Source organism: Aquamicrobium defluvii, from assembly GCF_004363725.1.
Lineage (GTDB): Bacteria > Pseudomonadota > Alphaproteobacteria > Rhizobiales > Rhizobiaceae > Mesorhizobium > Mesorhizobium defluvii.
Genome location: NZ_SNZF01000024.1, coordinates 1 through 18865 on the forward strand (window position 1 = coordinate 1; position 18865 = coordinate 18865).

At 60.3% G+C, this 18865-nt stretch carries 22 protein-coding genes; 9 read left to right on the forward strand and 13 right to left on the reverse strand.

Annotation, left to right across the window (positions count from 1 at the left end; genetic code table 11):
- Positions 1-92: 92 nt before the first annotated feature.
- The 4 genes from DES43_RS16365 to DES43_RS22960 form a co-directional block, all read right to left on the reverse strand.
- A complete protein-coding gene (locus tag DES43_RS16365) occupies positions 93-464 on the reverse strand; it encodes a DUF1428 domain-containing protein (RefSeq protein WP_035030574.1) in 372 nt (123 codons plus the stop codon).
- 32 nt (positions 465-496) lie between these two features.
- Positions 497-931 (reverse strand): VOC family protein, encoded by a 435-nt coding sequence (locus DES43_RS16370; RefSeq protein WP_051520720.1) that lies wholly within the window; start codon positions 929-931, stop codon positions 497-499.
- A 92-nt stretch (positions 932-1023) separates the two neighbouring features.
- The gene (gene uvrB, locus DES43_RS16375) at positions 1024-4050 is read right to left on the reverse strand and encodes an excinuclease ABC subunit UvrB (RefSeq protein WP_035030571.1); all 3027 of its coding nucleotides are present in this window, start codon (positions 4048-4050) and stop codon (positions 1024-1026) included.
- 98 nt (positions 4051-4148) lie between these two features.
- Positions 4149-4406 (reverse strand): SemiSWEET family sugar transporter, encoded by a 258-nt coding sequence (locus DES43_RS22960; RefSeq protein WP_133675814.1) that lies wholly within the window; start codon positions 4404-4406, stop codon positions 4149-4151.
- 406 nt (positions 4407-4812) lie between these two features.
- Here DES43_RS22960 and DES43_RS16385 point away from each other — a divergent pair, with 406 nt between their 5' ends.
- From DES43_RS16385 to DES43_RS16395, 3 genes are all read left to right on the forward strand, one after another.
- Complete coding sequence (locus DES43_RS16385; RefSeq protein WP_035030566.1) at positions 4813-5055, forward strand: DUF1344 domain-containing protein; 243 nt, start codon at positions 4813-4815, stop codon at positions 5053-5055.
- A gap of 133 nt (positions 5056-5188) precedes the next feature.
- The gene (locus DES43_RS16390) at positions 5189-6127 is read left to right on the forward strand and encodes a diacylglycerol/lipid kinase family protein (protein WP_035030626.1); all 939 of its coding nucleotides are present in this window, start codon (positions 5189-5191) and stop codon (positions 6125-6127) included.
- Between the two features lie 133 nt (positions 6128-6260).
- A complete protein-coding gene (locus DES43_RS16395; RefSeq protein WP_035030563.1) occupies positions 6261-6653 on the forward strand; it encodes an acyl-CoA thioesterase in 393 nt (130 codons plus the stop codon).
- A 9-nt stretch (positions 6654-6662) separates the two neighbouring features.
- Here DES43_RS16395 and DES43_RS16400 read toward each other — a convergent pair whose 3' ends face one another.
- Positions 6663-7034 (reverse strand): winged helix-turn-helix transcriptional regulator, encoded by a 372-nt coding sequence (locus DES43_RS16400; protein WP_035030560.1) that lies wholly within the window; start codon positions 7032-7034, stop codon positions 6663-6665.
- An 84-nt stretch (positions 7035-7118) separates the two neighbouring features.
- Between DES43_RS16400 and DES43_RS16405 the strand changes: the two genes are divergently transcribed.
- Positions 7119-7718, forward strand: coding sequence for an NADPH-dependent FMN reductase (locus tag DES43_RS16405; protein WP_035030557.1), 600 nt, complete (start codon positions 7119-7121; stop codon positions 7716-7718).
- A gap of 54 nt (positions 7719-7772) precedes the next feature.
- On the opposite strand, the gene DES43_RS16410 is transcribed toward DES43_RS16405, so the two are convergent.
- The 5 genes from DES43_RS16410 to DES43_RS16430 all read right to left on the reverse strand — a co-directional run bounded on the left by DES43_RS16410 (position 7773) and on the right by DES43_RS16430 (position 12241).
- Positions 7773-9071 (reverse strand): hemolysin family protein, encoded by a 1299-nt coding sequence (locus DES43_RS16410; protein ID WP_035030554.1) that lies wholly within the window; start codon positions 9069-9071, stop codon positions 7773-7775.
- Between the two features lie 94 nt (positions 9072-9165).
- Complete coding sequence (locus DES43_RS16415; RefSeq protein ID WP_035030551.1) at positions 9166-9978, reverse strand: extensin-like domain-containing protein; 813 nt, start codon at positions 9976-9978, stop codon at positions 9166-9168.
- 99 nt (positions 9979-10077) lie between these two features.
- Complete coding sequence (locus DES43_RS16420; RefSeq protein WP_035030549.1) at positions 10078-10965, reverse strand: extensin-like domain-containing protein; 888 nt, start codon at positions 10963-10965, stop codon at positions 10078-10080.
- Between the two features lie 147 nt (positions 10966-11112).
- Positions 11113-11778 (reverse strand): MOSC domain-containing protein, encoded by a 666-nt coding sequence (locus DES43_RS16425; RefSeq protein ID WP_035030623.1) that lies wholly within the window; start codon positions 11776-11778, stop codon positions 11113-11115.
- Between the two features lie 37 nt (positions 11779-11815).
- On the reverse strand, positions 11816-12241 hold the full coding sequence (locus tag DES43_RS16430; protein WP_035030546.1) for a DUF3775 domain-containing protein: 426 nt from the start codon (positions 12239-12241) through the stop codon (positions 11816-11818).
- Positions 12242-12413: 172 nt separating this feature from the next.
- Between DES43_RS16430 and DES43_RS16435 the strand changes: the two genes are divergently transcribed.
- The 3 genes from DES43_RS16435 to DES43_RS16445 all read left to right on the forward strand — a co-directional run bounded on the left by DES43_RS16435 (position 12414) and on the right by DES43_RS16445 (position 14499).
- Positions 12414-12764: a DMT family protein gene (locus tag DES43_RS16435; protein WP_035030543.1), complete on the forward strand. Its 351-nt coding sequence runs from the start codon at positions 12414-12416 to the stop codon at positions 12762-12764.
- 170 nt (positions 12765-12934) lie between these two features.
- On the forward strand, positions 12935-13408 hold the full coding sequence (gene greA, locus DES43_RS16440; RefSeq protein WP_035030540.1) for a transcription elongation factor GreA: 474 nt from the start codon (positions 12935-12937) through the stop codon (positions 13406-13408).
- 29 nt (positions 13409-13437) lie between these two features.
- Positions 13438-14499: a glycosyltransferase family 4 protein gene (locus tag DES43_RS16445; protein ID WP_035030538.1), complete on the forward strand. Its 1062-nt coding sequence runs from the start codon at positions 13438-13440 to the stop codon at positions 14497-14499.
- A gap of 36 nt (positions 14500-14535) precedes the next feature.
- Here the strand turns inward: DES43_RS16445 and DES43_RS16450 are convergent, their stop codons facing one another.
- Together DES43_RS16450 and DES43_RS16455 are read right to left on the reverse strand one after the other, a co-directional pair.
- The gene (locus tag DES43_RS16450) at positions 14536-15264 is read right to left on the reverse strand and encodes an FkbM family methyltransferase (RefSeq protein WP_166647769.1); all 729 of its coding nucleotides are present in this window, start codon (positions 15262-15264) and stop codon (positions 14536-14538) included.
- Positions 15265-15411: 147 nt separating this feature from the next.
- A complete protein-coding gene (locus tag DES43_RS16455) occupies positions 15412-16119 on the reverse strand; it encodes a methyltransferase domain-containing protein (protein WP_166647770.1) in 708 nt (235 codons plus the stop codon).
- Positions 16120-16314: 195 nt separating this feature from the next.
- Between DES43_RS16455 and DES43_RS16460 the strand changes: the two genes are divergently transcribed.
- Positions 16315-17175: a glycosyltransferase family 2 protein gene (locus tag DES43_RS16460; protein WP_245264767.1), complete on the forward strand. Its 861-nt coding sequence runs from the start codon at positions 16315-16317 to the stop codon at positions 17173-17175.
- Positions 17172-18203 carry a glycosyltransferase gene (locus DES43_RS16465; protein ID WP_051520719.1) on the forward strand — a complete coding sequence of 344 codons (1032 nt, stop codon included), beginning with the start codon at positions 17172-17174 and terminating at the stop codon, positions 18201-18203. The genes DES43_RS16460 and DES43_RS16465 overlap by 4 nt, the downstream gene beginning before the upstream one ends.
- Here DES43_RS16465 and DES43_RS16470 read toward each other — a convergent pair.
- A complete protein-coding gene (locus DES43_RS16470) occupies positions 18200-18670 on the reverse strand; it encodes an Lrp/AsnC family transcriptional regulator (protein ID WP_035030530.1) in 471 nt (156 codons plus the stop codon). The genes DES43_RS16465 and DES43_RS16470 overlap by 4 nt on opposite strands.
- Between the last annotated feature and the right edge of the window lie 195 nt (positions 18671-18865).

Here is an 18865-nt window from a genome sequence, read left to right on the forward strand (position 1 = left end):
CCAGAACTCTCCTGCCATGATCCAAACTCCAGCGTTTTCCAGCTTGAATCATGAAAGCTTAAACCAATCAACATCCTGATTGGGTTTCGTGCCTAGTGTTTCGGCTCCTTGCGGACGTTCAGGAAGGACTCGAAACCTCCATAGATCATGCGCTTTCCGTCGAAAGGCATGTTTTCCATGTCGCCTTTCAAGCGTGGATCGGCCATTACCTTGGCCAGGATCTCATCCCGATCCTTGCGTGACTGGTAGACGACCCAGGAAAAGATCACGATCTCGTCTTCCTTGGCCTGAACCGCGCGGGGGAACGACGTAAGTTCCCCATAGGGCACATCGTCACCCGTGCATTCCGCATAGGCAAGGGCACCATGCTCCATCCACACGTCGCAAGCCTTGCGAGCCATTTCCTTGTACTCGTCCAGCTTTGCCTGCGGCACTGCGATCACGAAACCATCGACATAGGACATTGCTTCCTCCTTGAGCGTTGTTGTCCGGTTGCCTAGTGATTGACAGGTGCATTCATCGCCCAGTCGACCCCGAATGGGTCGCGCAGGCTGCCCCAGCGGTCGCCCCAGAACATCAGGTCCAGCGGCACCACCACTTCGCAGCCGGCATCGACAGCGCGCTGCCACCACGAATCAATGTCGCCCGCCGTCAGATGCAACTGCATGGTGCAACCTTGCACCGGCTGGTGGGGATGTCCGTGCTCGGGGTAGGCGTCACTCAGCATCAGGCTGGAACCGTTGACGTAAAGATGGACATGCATCGTACGGCCCTCATCGTCCGGCGGCACGGCATAGACCTGCTCGGCGCCGAAGGCTTTCTCATAGAAGGCAGCGGCTTTCAGCGCCCCGTCCAGTTGCAGGTAAGGGGTAAGGCCCCCGAGCGCCCTCGGCATGGCCTGGGTCTGGGGTCTCGCATTTGCATCGCTCATGTGCTTCTCCCGGGTTTGACGTTGCAAGCCCCCCGCGGGACGTATTGACGGTGGCGATATGCAGGCGGCGGAGTTTCCCCGCCGCTGAAAGCTTATTTCCCCGGTTTTCCGGTCTTGGCCGGGCGACGTCGGCGCTGTTCGGTATCCGCCGGATCTTCGTAGGACCCGATACCGGCGCGTTCGCGGCGGATCGGCTTCACGTCGTCCGGCCTGACCGGCTTCCTGCCTTCCACCGGCTTCTCGGTGCGGCCAACGGTCATTTCGTCCAGCGTGTTCTTTCGGAAAAGGGAGGATTTGCTTTCTCCCGGAACACCGAAGTCCGAGCCATGGGCCTCCTGCGCCGACTGCTTCCTGAACAGGGAGCGCGAGACGGCCCCGGCCGGCGTGGCCATATCGGTTCCGGGTCCCATGTCGTCGAGTGAGGGCCTGGCGAACAGCGGCTTCTTCACCGGAGCGGCGCCGTCGGCGCCCATCTCGTCCAGATGCGGCTTGCGGAACAGGGCGCCACCCTCGGCGGTTTCTTCCACTGCCCTGTGTCGTGCGCGGCCCTTGTTGTGCTTGCCTTTCTCGCGGCCGGAGACCGGGCTTTCGGATTCCGCATATCTGGCCAGCGGATCGTCGGAGACTGCCAGTTCCAGTTCGGTGAGCCGCTTGATCTCGTCGCGCAGCCGCGCGGCCTCCTCGAAATTGAGATCGGCGGCGGCGTCGCGCATCTTCTTTTGCAGGAATTCCAGATGGGCCTTGAGATTGTTGCCCATAAGCTGGCCGGCATCGTCGGTGAACTGCGAGATGTCGGCGCGCACGTGATCCTTCTCGTAGACCGAGTCGAGAATGTCGGCGATGCGCGATTTGACCGATTCCGGCGTGATGCCATTGGCCTCGTTGTATTCGAGCTGCTTCTCGCGGCGGCGGTTTGTTTCCGCCATCGCCCGTTCCATCGAGCCGGTGATCTGGTCGGCGTAGAGGATGACCTTTCCGTCGACGTTGCGCGCGGCGCGGCCGATGGTCTGGATGAGCGAGGTTTCCGAGCGCAGGAAGCCTTCCTTGTCGGCGTCGAGGATGGCGACGAAGCCGCATTCGGGGATGTCCAGCCCCTCGCGCAGCAGGTTGATGCCGACCAGCACGTCGAAGGCTCCGAGGCGCAGATCGCGCAGGATCTCGATGCGCTCCAGCGTGTCGATGTCGGAGTGCATGTAGCGCACGCGGATGCCCTGCTCGTGCAGATATTCGGTGAGGTCCTCGGCCATGCGCTTGGTCAGCACCGTCACCAGCGTGCGATAGCCCTTCTTCGTCGTCTCGCGGATTTCGCCGAGAACGTCGTCGACCTGGCTCTTGGCCGGGCGCACCTCGACGGGGGGATCGATCAGGCCGGTCGGGCGAATGACCTGTTCGGCGAAGACGCCGCCGGATTGCTCAAGCTCCCAGCCGCCGGGTGTCGCCGAAACGGCGACGGTGAGTGGGCGCATGGCGTCCCACTCCTCGAAGCGCAGCGGCCGGTTGTCCATGCAGGAGGGCAGGCGGAAGCCGTATTCGGCGAGCGTCGCCTTGCGGCGGAAGTCGCCGCGATACATGCCGCCGATCTGCGGAATGGTGACGTGGCTCTCGTCGATGAAGATCAGCGCGTTGTCGGGCACGTATTCGAACAGCGTCGGCGGCGGCTCGCCCGGCGCGCGGCCGGTCAGGTAGCGCGAATAATTCTCGATGCCGGCGCAGGAGCCCGTCGCCTCCAGCATCTCCAGATCGAAGCGGGTGCGCTGCTCCAGCCGCTGCGCCTCCAGCAGGCGTCCAGCCTTTTCAAGCTCTTTCAGGCGGTGTTGGAGTTCTTCCTTGATGGACTTGATGGCCTGATTCAAGGTCGGGCGCGGCGTCACATAGTGCGAGTTGGCGTAGATCTTGACCGATTTCAGGTCGCCGGTCTTGCTGCCGGTCAGCGGGTCGAACTCGGTGATCGCCTCGATCTCGTCGCCGAACAGCGAGATGCGCCAGGCGCGATCCTCAAGGTGGGCCGGGAAGATCTCGATGGTGTCGCCGCGCACGCGGAACGAGCCGCGCACGAAATTCGCATCCTGCCGCTTGTATTGCTGGGCGACGAGGTCGGCGAGAAGCTGGCGCTGGTCCAGCCGGTCGCCGATCGTCATCTGGAAGGTCATCGCCGTATAGGTCTCGACCGAGCCGATACCGTAGATGCAGGAGACCGAGGCAACGATGATGACGTCGTCGCGCTCCAGCAGCGAGCGCGTGGCCGAGTGGCGCATGCGGTCGATCTGCTCGTTGATGGAGGATTCCTTCTCGATATAGGTGTCCGTCCGGGGCACATAGGCTTCGGGCTGGTAATAGTCGTAGTAGGAGACGAAATATTCCACCGCGTTGTTCGGGAAGAATTTCCTGAACTCGGCGTAGAGCTGGGCGGCCAGCGTCTTGTTGGGCGCGAGGATCAGCGCGGGGCGCTGCGTCTCCTCGATCACCTTGGCCATGGTGAAGGTCTTGCCCGAGCCGGTGACGCCGAGCAGAACCTGCGTGCGGTCCTCGCTTGAAACGCCTTCCACAAGGTCCCTGATCGCGGTCGGCTGGTCGCCGCGCGGCTCGAATTCCGATTCCATCCGGATGGCGATGCCGCCTTCGGACTTTTCCGGGCGGGCAGGGCGGTGCGGCGTCCAGATCTGGCCGTTCTTGTGCAGCGGGTTGCCGCTCTCGATCAGGTCTGCCAGCGCCTGCACCGTGGCGGTGACAGCGGATTTCGGCAGCGTTGCCGCGTCTTCCAGCGAGATGTCTAGACCGGCCACCGGGTTGAGACCGACAGCCGCGCGCTCCCTGGCGCTGGCCGCGCCGCCCATGGAGGTGCCACGGGCCGTGCGGGTGGGCGAGGCCGACCGGGCCGGGACCTTCCTGCCGGGCTTGGTGCCGTTCTTGTCCGTCGTGCCAGTGCGGCTTTCCTGCTCGGCTTCCCGCGAAATCTGCCCGGCCCAATCCGATATGGAGCCCGAAAGCGGCATGCCGGAAAGCTCGGGCTGCGGCGCCTCGGCGAAGCCACCCTTGTGCAGAGGCTCGCTGGCATCCATGAAATCGGTCAGGGGGCTGCGCCTCCTGGGCTGCGCCTGCTTGTCGGGAGATTTGGCCATATGCTGAATATGGGTGGACTCGGGGCAAATGGAAAGAGGGAGCCGGACACGCAGCCCTCCGTTCGCGGCTCTCCTGACAGCAGGTTGTCAGGAGGCAGTCAGCCGAAACGCAGCTTCATCACCACGATGGCACCGACAAACATCAGTGTCAGCACGTTGGCTACGATCACAGGCCATGAGCCGATGAGGACGCCGTATACGGCCCACAGCGCCACACCAGCGGCTATCGAGCCGGTGGCAATCAGCGAGATGTTGTCTGCCTTGCGCTCGCGCGCCAGTTTGACGACCTGAGGAACCCAGCCGAGCGTGGTGATGAGCGCGGCCAGCGCGCCAATGGCTTCGATCCAGTAGAACACGACAAGGGCTCCAACCCGCACTGTCCGGCCTATGCCAGATTTGTGGGGAACGGGGAAGCTGACCCGCTGGCTGGACCAATGAAACAAAATGTGTCCGGCGGTTTTTATGGCGTGGCTTGTGATCGTTGCGGGATGCCGAATGTGGCGTGAGCGTGCCGTTATCCCAGCCGCCCCATCGCGCTCAACAGATTCCGCTCCCGGGAAAAGCTTTGCCATGAGACTGCGTATGCCGGGATGGTTCTGGTCCGGAATACGTCAATGTGTCAGAAATAAGCCGCTGATAATATTTGGAAAAGTTACCCTTCGTGATTTGAAATCGAGGGCACGCTTCTTAGGTTTCGGGTGTCGCGAGGCGGCCCTCTTGCCGGACGCCTCAAACAAACCGCCAAAAACGGGAGTATCCGACATGAAGAAGACCCTTGCCACCGCCAGCGCCCTTCTTGCCTTCCTGAGCGCTGCCTATGCGGCGACCGTGCAGGGAACGATCCAGGCGGTCGACCCCGAAACGAAATCGATCACGCTGGACGACGGCAAGATCTACCAGTTGCCAGCCGAAGCTGCGGTCGATCAGCTTGCTGTCGGCACCAGAGTGGTCGTGACCGTGGACGACACCACCGGGATGGTGACCTCTATCGAAGCCGCTTCCTAGCCGAGATCGCAAATCCGCGGGTTTCCGGCCGGTCCCATTGGGGCCGGCTTTTTCATGCCGATGCAATCGCTGCTTGCCGAATCCGCCGGCACCGCGCTTCAATGGCCGACGCACTGCTTCGGGAGGAGGCGCGGTGAAAGTCGGAGTGATTCTCAATCCTGTTGCCGGTGGAGGCTGGCTCAGGGATCAGTGGCCACAATTGCTGGCAGAGCTTCGCAGTCACTTCGCGGAGATCGAGGTTCGTGAGACACAAGCCGCCGGCGATGCAGAAAGACTGGCTCTGGATCTTGTGATTTCAGGCTGCGGACTGGTGATCGCCGCGGGCGGCGATGGCACGGCAAGCGAGGTGGCGGATGGCCTCCTGCTCGCCCGTCGGGAAGGCATGGGCAACGTGGAGCTTGCCCTTCTGCCCTGCGGCACCGGGTCGGACTTCGCGCGTGGCCTTGGCCTCCCACGCGATGTAGCCGGATTGCCAGGCTATATCGCTCAGGCCGGACGGCGGAAGATCGATGTCGGGCGCATCTCCTTCGTCGACGACCATGGGGCGCTGTCCAGCCGCCATTTCATCAATATCGCCAGCCTTGGCCTGTCGGGCGTCACTGTGCGGGCGGTGAACGCCGACAGGCGCAAGGGCAGGGTGTCGGCCAGGGCGCTGTTCTACTGGCGCACCGTCAGCTCGTTCCTGCGCTATCGTTTCCAGACGGTCCGCGTCACGCTGGACGATGGCGAGCCGGTCGAGGCGCGCGTGGCGCTGGTTGCGGTGGCCAACGGACGCTTCTTCGGGGCGGGGATGATGGTGGCGCCAGATGCGGAGATGGACGACGGCTGGTTCGACGTGGTCATCGTGCGCGCCGCCGCAAAGCCCGGTCTGATCCGCGACCTGACCCGGCTTTATGGCGGCCGTCATCGCGACCATCCGGCGGTGACGATGCTTCGGGCCAGAAAGGTGCTGGTGGAGCCGGTCGGAAGTGCCATGGTCAACGGTGCGCTGCTTGACATAGACGGCGAGTCGCCGGGCCGTATTCCCGCGACATTCGAGGTCCTGCCACGCGCGCTGACCCTGAGATGCTGATTCAACACGCTGCGAGACAGATTCCGAAAGACGGTGCAATCGCTTGATTTCGTTGGGCTGGCTCGGCCTGAAAGTTGACGCGCCCCTGTCTCGAAGCTACGGCAGGATGAAGCAAACGTTCCGGAGGTCAGGCATGGTGCAATATGTGAACGGCGCGCCGCAGGGGGAACTCACGCTGCGCACGCTGGCCATGCCGGCGGACGCAAATGCTGCCGGCGACATTTTCGGCGGCTGGGTGATGGCGCAGATGGACCTTGCCTGCGGCATCCGCGCGGCGGAGCGCGCCCGCGGGCGGGTGGTCACTGCGGCAGTCAAGGAGATGTCCTTCGCAAAGCCCGTGAAAATTGGCGATACGCTGTGCATCTACACGCATATCGAACGCGTGGGTCGCAGTTCGATGACGCTCAAGGTGGAGGCATGGGCGCAGCGGTACCTTTCCGAGCTCATGGAAATGGTCACCCATGCCGAGTTTGTCATGGTGGCTCTGGACGGCGAGGGCAAGCCCACCCGCGTGCCGGCGGAATGAGCCTTTCGCTTATGGTTGTGCCGTCGCATCGAAACGGTCGCGGGCGCTGTTGATACGGTCGATATTCGCACGCGCCCAGTCGCCCAGCGCCGTGACCGGCACCAGCAATTCGCGTCCGAGACCGGTTAACTCATAATCCACTCTTGGAGGGATGGTGGGAAATACCGTGCGGGTGACGAAACCGTCCCGCTCCAGATTGCGCAGCGTCGTCGTCAGCATCTTCTGCGAAATGCCGCCGATGGCGTGTCTGAGTTCGTTGAAGCGCATCGGTCCGTCGCCGAGCATCGAAACGACCAGAACGGTCCATTTGTCGCCCACACGTTGCAGAACCGCGCTGACAGCCCGGCAATCCTCGCTGCGATGTGGATGCCTCGGTTTCAAAAAGGTGCCTCCTTGCGCGCTTGCATGCTGGTTTCATAAATAGTGTCGGTTTCCTTTTTATACCACTATCAACGGAGAATTTGCATGCCGTCTTCCAGGGTCAGGATCGCTGTCGTCATCGGTTCGGTCCGCGAAAAGCGCTTTGCCGAAAAGCCTGCCCGCTGGATCGCCGATCTCGTCAACCAGCGCGATGATGCCGAGGCCGGGATCGTCGATCTGAAGGATTATCCGATGGCGATGTTCGCCGAGGATGCCTCGCCCCTGTGGGCGCCGTCGAAGGACGAGCACGCCCGCCGCTGGCAAGCCAGGCTGGATGAGTTCGATGGCTACATCTTCACGGCTGCCGAATACAACCATGCGCCGACCGGCGTCCTGAAGAACGCCTTCGACTATGCCGGCTCACAGGTGTTCCGCAAGCCGGCGGGCTTTGTCGGCTATGGCGGCGTCGGTGGTGCGCGTGCGGTGGAGCATCTGCGCCTGATCGCGGTGGAGATGCAAATGGCGCCTGTACGTGCGGCCGTTCATATCCTGCGCAACGATTTCGTGGCCATCATGCAGGGCCAGGACATCGCAGAACTGGAGCATCTGAAGGAAGGTGCCGACGGATTGTTGAACGACATTGTCTGGTGGGCCAAGGCGTTGCGCACGGCGCGCGTTGCGGAAGAACAGGCAAAGGCAGCATGATGCCATAGAACGGGAACAGGGGGCCTTTGCCGATGCAAGGCCCCCTGTCCGGTGTCAGTTCGTTCCCGGCAGCTTCGTCGCCAGCACCTTGTCGATGCGGCGGCCGTCGAGGTCGACCACCTCGAAGCGCCAGCCCTGCGCATCCACCGCCTCGCCGGTGGCGGGCAGGTGATGCATGTGGGAAAGCACATATCCCGCGACGGTCTCGTAATCGCGGTTCTCCGGCAGGTCGATGCCGATCATATCGGCCATTTCGTCGGCCTGCATGTAGCCCGCCAGCAGCCAGGAACCATCCTCGCGCTGGACGGCGCTTTCCTCCGTGTCGTCCGCATCGAGGTCCGAGCGGAACACCCCGGTGATGGCTTCCAGAATGTCGGCCGGGGTCACCACGCCTTCGAAATGGCCATACTCGTCATGGACGAGGGCCATCGGCATGTCGGCTTCCTTGAGTTTGGCCAGAACGTCGAGCGCGTCGGCCTGATCGTGGACGATCGGTGCCTCGCGCACATGCTTGCGGGCGTCCAGCGGCTTGCCGGCCAGCAATGTGGCAAGTATATCGCGGGTCTGGACGACACCGATCATGTCGTCGACGTTTCCGTCGGCGGCGGGCAGGCGCGAGTGCTGGCTTTCCAGCAGCAGCTTGCGGATCGACGCTTCGTCCGACTGCACATTCAGCCAGTCCACATCGGTGCGGGGCGTCATCACGGCGCGCACGGCGCGGTCGCCAAGCCGCATGACGCCTGCGATCATGCGGCGTTCGTCGGATTCGATGGTGCCCTGATGCTCGGCCTCCGCGACGATCATCCTGATCTCTTCGTCGGTGACCTTTTCCTCGCTCTCGCCGCGCTGGCCGAGCAGCCACAGCACCGAGCGGCCGGACAGGTCGAGCAGCCACACCAGCGGCGCCGAGATGGTAGCCAGCATGGCCATGGGGCCTGCAACCTTCGAGGCGATGCGTTCGGGGTCGCGGAGCGCGATCTGCTTGGGCACCAGCTCGCCGATGATGAGCGAGCCATAGGTGATGACCGCGACCACGATACCGACGCCGAGAGGCTGGGCCACGCCTGCCGACATGCCGAGGTCGATCAGAAACCTTGAGAGACGGTCGCCCAGAGTCGCGCCGGAAAACGCGCCGGAGAGAACGCCGACCAGCGTGATCCCGATCTGCACGGTCGACAGGAATTTGCCCGGATTGGCGCCCAGTTCCAGTGCGCGCGCCGCGCCGCGCACGTTGCGGTCGACCATGGTCTTGAGCCGCGCGGGACGGGAGGAAACGATCGCCAGTTCCGACATGGCCAGCAGGCCGTTCACGCAAATGAGGACGACCACGATGGCGATTTCAATGTATAGCATGCATGCTCATTAGCATTCCCGATGCCTCCTGGAAAAGATGGCAATTCGGAAGCACCGTTTTTCGTTTGCCCGGGAATACGAGATCGGCTGAAACCTAGCGGCAGGCGCGGTATCCGCTCTTGCGGTTCTTGATGTCGAAATGGAAATGGTCGCGGTGATCGTAGTTGTAGCCGGGGCCAAGCACCGTTGTGAAATAGGAGCAGCCGTCGGCGCGCACGGTGTTGAGCAGTGCGCGCTCGCGGAAGGCGAACAGGCCGGGCTTGCGCACGTCGATGACCTTGCCGTTGTTCAGTTCGATGGCCATGACGTCGAGCGCATTGCCTTTGCCGTGCTCGGAAAGCACGCCTTCGCCCCGGATCTTGCGGCAGGAATAGCTCGAACCCTGCCGGATCGACTTGACCCCGCTGAAATACCGCCAGCGAGCGGCGGATGTCAGCTCGTTGCGCGTCCAGCTGGCGAAGCTCGCGGCCATGGCGCAGGTAAGAGTTGCCGCCGGTTTCATCTCGATATTGCCGATGGCCGTCACCTTGACGGGGTGGTCGATGCCGCACTGGCCGCCATCGTTGATCGGGGCGAGGTCGGTATAGCTCACGCGCAGCCTCTTCAGTTCCCTGCGGCAGGACACTTCGTCCGCCGGAAGCTGATCGGGGGAGGAAAGCGGTCGGTCGAAGCGCGGATAGGCGGCGGTCATGTATGGGTTGGAGGGGACGAGGGCCTGCATGCCGCTGCCAGCCGGAACGGCCGAGGTGCTGCCGACATCGACTGCGGGCTGGAGATCCAGCACGCTGCCCGTATTGCACGCCGAAACGCCCGCCACGGCCATCACGGCCGCCAAGGTTCCGATGAACCGCACAGGGCGCCGTGAACGAAGGGCGCCGGGCATTGCGCTGAGGGATTTCCCGGCCATTGCGAAAAACTCTGCTCGTTTGGAAAACAGAGCTTATCCGCCAAGGGTAAAGGAAAGATCAGCGCGGGCATTCACCCCTGTGGCCGGATTTGGGCAACATCACTGGCAGAAGGTCGAGCCGTTGCGGCGTGGCGCGAGATCCAGATGCAGATGTGTTTCGTGATCGGAATCGCTGCCGGGGCCGAGAACGGTCTTGAAGGGACCGCAAGCGGCCTTGCGAATGTGATCGAGAAACTTGCCCTGCTTTTCACCCGGGTTCGGCCCCACCTCGAAGCTGCTTCCATCCCGGAATGTGAAGGAGGCGATGTCCAGCGCGTTGCCGAAAGCGTGTTCCGACACTTTGGTCCCGCTGTGGCGCGGACGGCAGACATAGGCTGAAGCGTGGCTGATCCCCGCCAGTTCCCTGCCCATGATGGTCCGGGCCGCAGGCTGGACGATATCTGCGGTAAAACGGAGGATCGCCTCGGCCATAGCGCAGTTCAGCTCTGCTTCCGGAGCCAATTCGATGCCGTTCGACAGGCTTGTAACGCTGAGCGGGTAGGGCATAGAGCAGCCGGCAGTTGCGTCATGTTCTGCCGGTTCATCCTTGAAGGCGACTTTCAGGGCGCGCAACCTTGTCCGGCATGCCGCTTCCCCGGCTGGCATCCTTTCAGCGGCAACCATATCGGAACGCGGATCGGATTGCGGGGAGGGCTGTTTGTCTCCGGCTTTTTCCGGTTCCTCCGGCTTTTTTTCGGGTGGCCTGGCGTCAGGCACAGGCGCCTGGCCGGGTGGAGAGGCCGGTTGTGGCGCCTCGTCCGGCCGGGGCTCCGGCGTCGGCGTTTCGGCTTGGAAGGCTACTTCCGGCTGCGGTGCACGTTCGGCAAGCATTTCGGGTACAGGCGCCGATTGCGGCAGCCGCACCTGCTGGTGCCTGGCGACAGCCGGCTCCGCCATCACGCAGGCAAGAGTGAGCAGAATGAGGAAACGAAATCGCGAAAGAGCCATCGCCTCCAAACGGTTGCGGACCCGCGTGGTTGCAGCGGGAAACGATCACCTTCGGTAACGGGTTGTTGCTGCCGGCAGTTTCACACATCTTCGCAAGCAGATTCCGGAACGCCGCCTATGCCGTTGAATCCGAATCCCTTTGCAGGGTCAGGCGCCGTTGTCATGCAGCCGGCGGTTCCAGTCCTCCACCTGCCGGGTAGCAATGCGGCGGGTGGCAAGGTCACGCCAGGATTGCGCCAGTTCGGGCAGCTTGCTCAGCGTATCCAGCGAAGCCATATCCATGGTGCGCGTATAAAGGAGTTCGATGGTGCGGGCGAGCGGCCAATCCGGCTGAGGGCGCCCGTGAAGCACCAGCGCATCGCCCGCTTCGGCCCAGCCCTCTTCCAGCACCCTGTAATACCAGCCGGTGCGTCCACTTTTCTGCACCCTGACTGCCATGTCCGGTCGGTCGAAGCGGGCATTCAGCCGCCAGCAGGGCTGGCGTCCCTGACTCACCTGCAGCAATGCGGAGCCGAAGCGAAACACATCTCCAATGCAGATATCGGCTTCGGACAGGCCGCGTGTGGTGATGTTCTCGCCAAATGCCGGTGCCGCGGCCTCGATGCCTTCCCTGCGCCATTCGCCGTAGTGGTCGGCGGGATAGTGGTGCACGGCCTTCTCCGGCCCTCCGTGATGGCGGTTGTCGCCCTGCTTGTCGCCTGCCAATCCTGTACGGGTGATCTTCTGGCGTCCCAGGACCGGTTTCTTGTCAATGCCACTGGGCACCTGCCGGGGTCCGAGCGGTGCAAGAGAACCGATGAACAGCGCTTCCACCGTTGCTGATGCCGGAGCGAAGCCAGCAGACGAAAAATTATCCGGCAACGCTTTCCAACCCTTGTTCAAGCCAGTCGGCCAATTGCGGCAAGCCAAGCAGATAGCGCGCGGTCTGCCGCAGCGGACGCTGCTTCGCCGCACTCAGCGCCTCATCCCATTCACCCGGCTCGAAGTCGCCCCGCCCGACCCAGGCGAGCGCAATCAGTTCTGCGGCCTCGTCGACATTGAGGTCGCCGATCAGGGCGCGCAGCTCGCGCTCGGTCAGGTCTTCCGCCTCTTCTTCCGCAAGGCCATGGTGGTGCTGGAAATCGCTTCTGTCGCGGTCGAACTCGATTTCGTGCTCGCTGCCGGCGTCGAAGTCGTCGCGCATGCCGGCGTTGAGCGCCTTCGCCTTGAGGATCAGCATGCGAACCGTATCCGGCCCGATGGAAAGCTCCCACTCCCGTTCCTGGCGGTTCTGCATCGGGAATCTCCGCGCGTTCAGCACCCGGACGGCCGTGCCGGGCCGATGCGATGATAGCCTATCTGTCACTTTCCTCATACGGCCGAACATGAACCCGCTCGGGCCGGATTGACAGGGCCAGCGACACGATTGAAATGGCGCAATATCTTTCCATTCGATCGGATATTCCCGCTTGGCATCGCTCCTCTCTCCCAAGGTCCTGCCCATCCTGATGCTGCTTGCCTCGAATGTCTTCATGACCTTCGCCTGGTACGGGCATCTGAAATTCAGGAGTGCTGCGATCTATGCCGTTGTGCTCGCAAGCTGGGGTATCGCCTTCTTTGAATATTGGCTGGCCGTCCCGGCGAACCGCATTGGCGTGCAGGTCTACTCGGCTGCCGAACTGAAAACCATTCAGGAGGTGATCACGCTGGGGGTATTCGCGATATTCTCCGTGGTCTACCTGAAGGAGGCCCTGACGTGGAACCACCTTGCGGGATTTGCCCTCATCGCCTGCGGTGCCGCACTGATATTCAAAGCCTGAGGCTTTTTGCCGGAGAAAATGTCCCTTGTTTTTAGGACGTGAAAAACCTTCGGCACTTGCTATATTGTAACGAGAATCCGAGATGTGACGGTTCCGCCAGTTTCCTGACGGACCGTTTTCTTTTTGTCGAAAGGCCGCCCGGAGGGGCGGACGGCAGGAAAGGAGTGGCTATGAACAAGGTGCCGATGACGGCTGGTGGCTTCGAGACGCTGAAGGAGGAACTGCGCTGGCGCCAGCAGGAGGAAAGGCCGCGCATCATCGAGGCGATCTCCGAAGCGCGCTCGCACGGCGATCTCTCGGAAAACGCCGAATATCACGCCGCCAAGGAGGCGCAGAGCCTTAACGAGGGCCGCGTCAGCGAGCTGGAGGACCTGATCGCCCGCGCCGAGGTCATCGATATCAGCAAGCTGAGCGGCGACAAGGTGAAGTTCGGCGCCACTGTGGTTCTGGTGGATGAGGACACCGAGGAGGAAAAGACCTACCAGATCGTCGGAGATCAGGAGGCCGATGTGAAGGCTGGCCGCATTTCCATATCTTCTCCCATCGCGCGCGCACTGATCGGCAAGGAAGTCGGCGATGCCGTCGAGGTCAACGCTCCGGGCGGCGCCCGCGGCTACGAAATCGTCGAGTTGCGCTGGGCCTGATCCGGCCGGCGGATAAGAGAGTCCAGTTCATGGCCGCAACGCGGGTCGATCTGTCGCGGGTCCATGTCGTGGTACCCAATTTCAAGAAACGTCTGTCGGGCGTCACGAGCACCATCATCCAGCTCGTGCCGCTTCAGGCGAAACAGATCGGCATCGCAACGCTGGGGCCGGGCCTGCCGGACCATCTGCCGAAGCTGCGATGGTGGCAGGTGCCCGGCTTGCTGCGGCGGCCTCAGGGTGCGCCGTTGCGCGTCTGGCATGCGCGCCGCAACCCGGAGATGCTGGCCGGCGTTGTGCTGCGGGATGTTTTCCGGGCGCCGCTGAAGCTTGTCTTCACGTCAGCTTCGCAACGCCATCACACGCGCTGGACGAAATTTCTCATCCGCCGCATGGATGCGGTGATCGCGACCAGCCGCAAGACGGCCGCCTATCTGGACGTGCCGAATACGGTCGTCATGCACGGCATCGACACCGATCGTTTCCACCCGCCGGCGGATCGCGCCGAGGCCGCGCGCGAGCTTGGCCTGGATCCGGACCGGCTCCATGTCGGTTGCTTCGGCCGCATTCGCCATCAGAAGGGCACGGACCTTTTTGTCGATGCCATGATCGAGCTTCTGCCGCGCCATCCGCAATGGTCTGCGGTGGTCGCAGGCCGTGCGACGCCCGAGCACAAGGGCTTCGAGGCGGGGCTGCGTGAGCGCGTGGAAAGGGCTGGTCTGGCCGATCGCATCCTGTTTGTGGGAGAGCACAAGGACATCGAGCGCTGGTACCGCCCTCTGTCCCTGTTCATCGCCCCGCAGCGCTGGGAAGGTTTCGGCCTGACGCCGCTGGAGGCAATGGCGAGCGGTGTGCCCGTTGTCGCGACGGATGTAGGTGCGTTTTCCGAACTGATAGAGGATGGCGTGACGGGAACGCTCATCCCGCGCGACGATCTCGGCGCGATGATTGCCGCTGCCGGAGATTGGATGGGGGATGAAACTGGGCGTTACCAAGCGGCGGGGAACGGTCTGGAACGGGCGCGGGAACGGTTTGTTCTGCAGGGCGAAGCGGAGCAGCTGGTTTCGATGTATGAAGAAATGATTCGTCTATAGTGCGCGCGTCGTCCAGTCGTACTCGAGTGCTATGTGCTAGCTTCTTGTTCGATCTGTATTCCTGAATAGCACAGTTACTCTGTCCCTATTCCAGGCGACAGCTTCGAAGCCAAACTTAATCATCAGATTCACGACGGGGACGAGAGTGCTCTCTTCAGCTTTTCCTCTTTCGAACCCGCAATCCACGGTGACGTATCTCGCGATGCGCAGGGACTTTTCGGCTCCGGAAAGTATCTCCGGTTCCGCTCCCTCGGCTTCGATTTTAATGACTGCAATTCGGTCCAGATTATTTTCTGAGACGTAGCTGTCAAGAGACCGGACATTGATTACATGCCGTTCGATATACCCATCCGTTTCAAATAGAGAGCTATCGGCGCTGGATGGCTTCGAATAAAATTCAAGCGTGCCGTCTTCTGACCAGAGGCCTACGCGGTTGGTTCGTGATGCGCCATCGTAGTTGTTCAGGTCGCAGCAATCGGCCTCCCGTTTCTCCGGTTCGAAAGCGTGGTAGTCGAGATTGCGCGCGCGGCTGAAAGCTCCCAGTTCGCCCACATTCGCACCGCAGTCGATGAATGCGCCAGAGAGAGGTTCTTCAATCTGATCAAGTAGGTATGATTTTGCCAGATTGACTAGCCTGTTTTTCACTCCTCTCTTATACAGAGAAATTCTTGTTCTCCGACATATGGTAATTTTTTCTTCTTTGTCGCGAACCTCGATCAATTCGCCGGCTCCGATTGATAAAACCCTATGAGGATAACCCTTCATAAGGGATCCCATGTTCGCATACATATCAAATATTTTTGGTGGCATATTTGATATAATATTACGACGAAGTCTACTTATTTTTTTTGACAGTTCCGATTTTTTGCGTGTCATATCTGTTTATAAGAAAACAAGGATTAATAGGTGTGGTTATTTACTTGCGGAGATGAACCACCCGGGGGATGTTGCGCAAATTCTTTCACCGCGGCGACCAGAGTAGCATCCATCGCTTCCGGTAAAGGCCAGACGGGCATATACCAGATCAGCGAGGTGAGCGAGGTGAAAACGCAGCCGTCTCAAAATACCGCGGTAGCCGCTTATGTTTGCACCGCTTGTGTAGCGGCCCCAGACCAGAGGATGAAGTACAACTTCGGAAAAGCCGGCACGCTGGAGCGTTTCACGCCACCAGCTGGGTGTCGCACGGAAATAGTCATCGGGATGGCCATGTATGCGAAAGATGAAAGGCACGGTGATGTGTGCGACGCCGCCGGGCTTGAGGACGCGATGAATTTCGCCGATGACGAATTTCGCGTCGTAGACATGTTCCAGCGTGTTGAAGCAAAGGCAGGTTGGAAAGCTGTCATCAGCAACGGGAAACTCGCCACCCGGCTCGATCAGGTAGGTCGGAGCAATTGCCGGATCGATGTTGATCGATTCGTAGGCGATATCGGCGGGGAGCAGGTCTCGATACAGCGATTTTCCACCGCCGCCTACGTCTAGAATGGGGCCTTGAAAATGCAATTTGTCCAGACGCTCATATTCCAAGGCCCTGAGGCAGCTCAGGTTCTTTTTTCTACTGTACAGCTTTCGCCAGCGGACGAAAGTGGGTAGTAGTGGCGGAACATAGGTGTAAATCAAGCGACGGTCCCCTAGGTGGCAATGGTTCATTAATACGGTAGCTGGGCATCTGGCGATCACATCGGGCGGAGCACCTCGGTTCCGAAGCCGATCCAGGCAACGGATTGCATTTCGCCCACCGTAATTCTAGATGCTCGGCATAACTGCATGGTGTCACATTCGTTCTGAATGCCCTGTAGTCGAAGGATTTCCTGCTTGGCAATAGAAGAATTTCACTCAGATTGCATTCTTCCCGTTTCGGCATTTATCATCTGTCAGGACGAGAAAAGATATCTAGGCAATTGCATTGAAAGCCTCCGTGGTTTCAAGGAAATTGTCATAGTAGATTCAGGTTCCAGCGACGGGACGCTGAAGCTTGTTCAATCCTACATTGATCGAGGTTGGCCAATCAGGCTGTTCTCGGAAAAGTGGCGCGGATATGCGGGCCAGAAGCAGTTCGCGCTTGATCAATGTTGTGAGGAATGGTGCTTCAATATCGATTCCGACGAACGTATTGACGATGCGCTGAGAGCGGTGTTGCCGGATCTTCTGGCTGCCGATAGCTCAATCGTCGGTTGGCGTGTTGCGCGGCGTCCATTTCTCATCGGTTACGGTTATACCCCGCGGCATGTGCATGAACGACGCAATCTGCGTCTCATTCGCCGGGGCAAGGGGCGCTATGACCTTCGGCAAAAGGTTCATGAAGGCATTATTCCGAACGGTCGTGTCGGCAATTCCAGCAGGGGTAGCCTTTTACATTTTCGCCCGCTCATAATGGATGAGCAAATCTTGAAGGAAAACAAATATTCAACACTTAAAGCAGAACAAAAGATGGAGGCCGGTGCGCCATCTCGCCGCTTAAAGCTAATCTTCAATCCCCCTCTCTACTTTTTGAGGCTCTATTTCCGGAATGGCCTGTGGCGCTGTGGTCTTCCAGGTTTTATCGAGGCCATGACAGGTGCAGTCTACTCGTTCCTTACTGAAGCGAAAATTTACCAGCGCTGTGTGATGCAAACGACGCCGCCAGTCGATGATGTGGCTGGTAGCGCCGGTCAGAGGGATGCAAAGCGTTCATGAAGATCGTGCATTTTCACTTCGGTAAGGAGGGAGGAGCGGAGCGCTTCTTCGTCCATCTTGTAAATGCCTTTGCAAAGCGTGGGGTCGAGCAGAAGGTAATCATCCGCCCCGGAAGATCGTGGCGTTCCAATTTTCACGAATCTGTCGAAGTGAAGGAAAGCCATTTCCGAACGGCCTCGCTGGACCGTGTATTGCTTCCGTTTTTTGTCCGTTCGTTGATAGAGAAGTGGAAGCCAGATTGCGTTCTGGGTTGGATGCCGAAAGGTGCTAAGCTGGTTCCCAATATATCCGGACCAGTCAAATTGGTACGTCTTGGCGACTATCCGACCTCGTTAAGGAAGTTTCGCAATATTGATACGGTAGTTTGCAATACGCCGGGTATAGCACGGCATGTACGTGACCTAGGATGGCAGCGCGGCATCGAGGTCATCTCAAATTTTACCGATATGGCATCGGTCCCGCCGGTTGATCGTGATATTCTGGATACTCCGAAAAATGCGTATGTTGTTTCCTCTTCGGGGCGCTTTGTGCCGCGCAAGGGTTTCGATGTGCTTGTTCGCATGCTTGCGGATCGCCCCGACATTTATCTGTGGCTAATCGGCGGGGGAGAGGAAGAGCAGAATTTGAAGGCGCTCGCTACAAAACTCAGTGTAGCAGAGAGGGTCCGGTTCGCTGGTTGGCAAAAAGATCCGCGCCCCTTCATTGCTGCCAGCGATTGCTTTGCGATGGCCTCGAAGCATGAACCTCTCGGTAATGTGGTGCTTGAAGCTTGGGCACAAGGCGTGCCGGTGATTTCGACACGAGCGGAGGGACCATCCTGGTTTATGCGGGACGAAGAGAATGGCCTGATGGTTGACATTGACGACCACAATGCCTTCGGCCGCGCTGTTCATCGTTTTAGATCAGACTGTGCGCTAGTTGAGAAAATTGTCGAGGGTGGAAGCCAAACACTGCAAAAAATGTTTTCCGAGGATGCGGTCGTCAATGCCTATACGGCGCTTATTTATTCTGGCCGCAGTCTTTCCTAAATCCCCACCGGCACCTCATCCTTCACCTTGCGGATGGTGAGCGCCGTTCGCACCGTGTCCACGTTCGGGGTGGAGGTCAGTTCCTCGATCACGAAGGTCTGGAAGGTGCCGATGTCGCTGGTCACGCAGTGGAGCAGGAAGTCGGATTCGCCCGATACCATCCATGCCTCGCGCACATTCACCCATTTGCGGGTGCGCTCGGCAAAGGCTTTCAGTTCGGCTTCCGACTGATGCTTCAGTCCCACAAGGCAGAAAGCCACGACCTCCATGCCGAGCGAGGGCGCGTCCAGCAGGGCGCGATAGCCGCGGATGATACCGCTTTCTTCCAGCCGCCTGACACGACGCAGGCATGGGGGAGCGGAAATGCCCACACGTTGCGAAAGCTCGACATTCGTCATGCGACCATCTTGCTGCAATTCGCGCAATATTTTCCAGTCGATGGCGTCGAGGTCAGCCTTCAGGGTCATGCGATCATCTCTGCGCAAGAATCTATCGTAGTCTGGTAATTAAACGACTTTTTATCATGTGCCAGCGGTTTGTCGTTACCCTGCGATATCCGTCACTATCCGGCAAAGCTTTCCGGGGACATTTTGCCGTTTGCCTTGCTGGTGTGACTGCAAGCACTTACATTGGCATCATATTTCGATCTGCGTATCTATCGG